Consider the following 3445-nt stretch of genomic DNA (forward strand, 5'->3'; position numbering starts at 1 on the left):
CGTCATCGCCCTGGTCATGCTCACCCTCGGAGGCGAACGCCCGACACTACCGGGACGCCAACCCGCGACAGCATGACCCACACATCAAGCAGGAGCGCCCCTTTCCCCCGGTCATGCCCAGCGTGCGACGAGCCCCGCGCCGCAGCGGGTGACGCGCGCGACGCCGGGTCCGGCGAAGTGCGCCGGGAGCACCAACCCCCGCTGATCGGCGGCCCGTCAGTCCGCCTCAGCCACTACGAACACCGAGGCCACACCCCATGACTGTGATGGCAGTACTAGACCTTGCCGGAGAAGGTGTCGCACTGGGTGAGGTCGCCGCTGCGGTAGCCGGTGGTGAACCAGGCCTTGCGCTGGTCGGAGGAGCCGTGCGTCCACGCCTCCGGGTTGATCTTCCCGGTGGCCTGCTTCTGGATCCGGTCGTCGCCGACGGCCGCGGCCGCGTCCAGGCCCTGGGCGATGTCCTGGTCGGTGAGGGCGGCGATCAGCGGACGACCGGTGGAGGGCTGCGGGGTGGTGGTGGCGTGGTGCGCCCACACCCCGGCGTAGCAGTCGGCCTGCAGTTCCAGGCGCACCGAGGCGCTGTCGGCGCCCTGGCGGTCGCCTCCGACCTTCTGCATCGCGCCGGTGAGGGTCTGGATGTGGTGGCCGTACTCGTGGGCGACCACGTAGGACTCGGCGAAGGGACCGCCCTTGGCGCCGAAGCGGGTGGAGAGCTCGTCGAAGAAGCCGAGGTCGAAGTAGGCCTGCTGGTCGCCGGGGCAGTAGAACGGGCCCACCGCCGAGGTCGCCGGCCCGCAGGCGGTGGAGACCCGGCCGGTGAACAGCACCGTCCGGGCGGGCTTGTACGCCACCTTGGTGCGCTGCGGCAGCTCGGTGCGCCAGAACTCCTGCAGGCTGTTGGTGACCGCCGTGATCCGGCAGTCCTGGCGCCTGTTGGCGTCCGCGCCGCTCTTGCAGGACTGCTGCACCTCGCCGCTGGTGCGGGCTCCGGAGGAGGACGTGCCGCCTCCCCCGGAGGACAGGCCCAGCAGCTTGGGATCGACGCCGAGGAGGACCGCGACCAGCACCGCGACCAGGCCCACGGCCCCGCCGCCGATGGCGACCTTCCCGCCGGGCAAGCCGCGCCGGTCGTCCACCTGCGAGGTGTCGAGGTCGCCCTGGTCGTCGAACTGCATGCCCCTGCCTGCCCGCTTCTGCCACTCTGTCGCTTCGGTGATGTTCTGTGCCGCCTTCGGCCCGCCCAGCCTACGGGCAGCGGCCCCTGACGCGCCGCAGCCGGGGCGTCACACCGAGGCGCCGACCACCCGCAGCAGCTCCAGCCGCGAGGCGCTCTCACTGCCGGGCGGCGCGGTGTGCACCAGCAGCAGCTGGTCCTGCCCACCCGCGGCCAGCACCTCGCACTCCAGCTCCAGCTCCCCCACCACCGGGTGCAGCACCCGCTTGGCCCCGCTGCGCCGCACCGCCACCTCGTGGCGCTCCCAGTACGCGGCGAACTCCTCACCGGTGGCGAGGAGTTCGGTGAGAAGCTCAGCGGCCCGCCGGTCCCCCGGGCGGGCCGCGTGCACCGCTCGCAGGCCCGCCACATGGGCGCGGGCGAGCGCGTCGTGGTCCTCGGGCGGGAACAGGACGCGGCTCGCCGGGTCGGTGAACCAGCGCAGCAGCAGGTTGCGCCGCTCGGGCGCCAGCACGGCGAGGTCCCCGAACACGGCGGCGGCCATCGCGTTGTGCGCCAACACGTCCCCGAGGTCGGAGACCACCTGCGCGGGCGTGTCGTGCAGTCGGTCCAGGATCAGCAGCAGCCCCGGGCGCACATGCGTCAGCACGCCGTGGCGGCGCGGCGGCTCGTGGCCGGCCAAGTGGAACAGGTGGTCGCGCTCGTCCCCGCTCAGCCGCAACGCCCGGGCCAGCGCGGCCAGCAACTGCGGCGAGGGCTGCGGCCCGCGCCGCTGTTCCAGGCGCGCGTAGTAGTCGACGGACAGTCCCGCCAGCTGCGCCACCTCCTCCCGGCGCAGCCCGGGGGTGCGGCGCCGGGCCCCGGGCGCCAGCCCGACGTCGGCGGGGGCCAGGCGGGCGCGGGAGCGGCTGAGGAAGTCGGCGAGGGCGTCACGGTCGATCATGCGGCCCAGCATGGCGCGAGCGGGCCCGCCTCAGCCAGGGATTACCGGTCCCCGGGTCGGCCTGACGGATGGTCCGACGAATGGTCTAGGGTCGTTCCCCGTGTCCGAATCCTCGCCCTACCCGACCACGCCGGCCCCGACCGCGACGTACCCGACCGCGACCGCCGACGCCTACGACGCGGTGGCCGTGCGCTACGCCGACCTCGTCCGCGGCGGGCTCGCCGACCTGCCGCTGGACCGCTCGTTCGTCACCGCGTTCGCCGACCTCGTCCGGGCCGCCGGCCCCGCCCCGGTGGCGGACCTCGGCTGCGGGCCCGGCTACCTGACCGCGGCCCTGCGGGAGTCGGGGCTGGACGTCTTCGGCGTCGACCTGTCGCCGGCGCTCATCGGCATCGCCCGCCAGACGTACCCGGGGCCGCGCTTCGAGGTGGGCTCGATGGGCGCGCTGGAGACGGCCGACGGGCAGCTGGGCGGGGTGGTGTCCTGGTACTCGCTCATCCACACCCCGCCGGCCGAACTGCCCGCCTACCTGGCCGAGTTCCACCGGGTGCTGGCGCCGGGCGGGCACGCGCTGCTGGCCTTCTTCGAGTCCGAGGGCGATCCGGTCACGCCCTTCGACCACAAGGTGGCGCCCGCCTACCGCTGGCCCATCGACGCCCTCGCCGAACTCGCGGCCGGGGCCGGCTTCGCCGAGATCGGCCGCATGCTGCGCGAGCCCGGCGACGACGAGCGCTTCCGGCGCGGGCATCTGCTGCTGCGCGCGCGTTGACTTCCGCTCCCCGGGCTCACCGACGGCAGGACGCGGGACCACTTCACCCGCACCTCGCCGATCTTCGGCAAGGACAGGCCCCCGCCAGGGGTGATCTTCCATCGTGCGTTCGCGGGGGCCCCGATGGCCTGACGGGCATCGCGCTTCGACGTGGTCGTGGGCCCGCGCGTGGCCATCGCGGTGGCTCCCGCGATGGCCACGCCGGGCCCGGCTGTTCCCCGATGCCGGAAACCCGCAGCACGTGCGCCCGCCCGGGCAGCTACGCGGCGCTGCGGGCCCGGGCCGCCCTGGGCGGCCTCGCCGGCCGCGACAGTGCCGCGCCGGCGTACGCGCAGAACGACCAGAGCCGGCACGCCGTCGACGACTGCCTGTCGTCCACGACGACGCTCTGCCCGCCGGTGTACGCGTTCGCGGCCCTGCTGACCGCGTTCGGCCTCTGACGGGCCGGGCCCGCGCGGGGCGGGGGCGGCCGCACACCGGTGACCCGGGGCGCGTCCGCGTGGTCGGCCCGGCCCCGCGGCCGGCGGCTGCGGGCGGGGTGCGGCGATGGCGGGCTCGT

Annotated in this window: 4 protein-coding genes; 2 read left to right on the plus strand and 2 right to left on the minus strand. The window is 74.9% G+C overall.

Going from position 1 to position 3445, the window contains the following annotated elements; translation table 11 throughout:
* Window positions 1-275 precede the first annotated feature (275 nt).
* Window positions 276-1175: a KPN_02809 family neutral zinc metallopeptidase gene (ypfJ, locus tag ACWC9T_RS41195; protein WP_449826145.1), complete on the minus strand. Its 900-nt coding sequence runs from the start codon at window positions 1173-1175 to the stop codon at window positions 276-278.
* Window positions 1176-1283: 108 nt separating this feature from the next.
* Entirely contained in the window at window positions 1284-2114 is an 831-nt protein-coding gene (locus tag ACWC9T_RS41200) for a helix-turn-helix transcriptional regulator (protein ID WP_449826148.1), read from the minus strand.
* A 103-nt stretch (window positions 2115-2217) separates the two neighbouring features.
* Between ACWC9T_RS41200 and ACWC9T_RS41205 the strand changes: the two genes are divergently transcribed.
* Together ACWC9T_RS41205 and ACWC9T_RS41210 are read left to right on the plus strand one after the other, a co-directional pair.
* A complete protein-coding gene (locus ACWC9T_RS41205; protein ID WP_449826146.1) occupies window positions 2218-2886 on the plus strand; it encodes a methyltransferase domain-containing protein in 669 nt (222 codons plus the stop codon).
* A gap of 221 nt (window positions 2887-3107) precedes the next feature.
* Window positions 3108-3326: a hypothetical protein gene (locus ACWC9T_RS41210; RefSeq protein ID WP_449826147.1), complete on the plus strand. Its 219-nt coding sequence runs from the start codon at window positions 3108-3110 to the stop codon at window positions 3324-3326.
* The last annotated feature ends 119 nt before the right edge of the window (window positions 3327-3445 follow it).

The organism is Kitasatospora sp. NPDC001159, assembly GCF_053598235.1.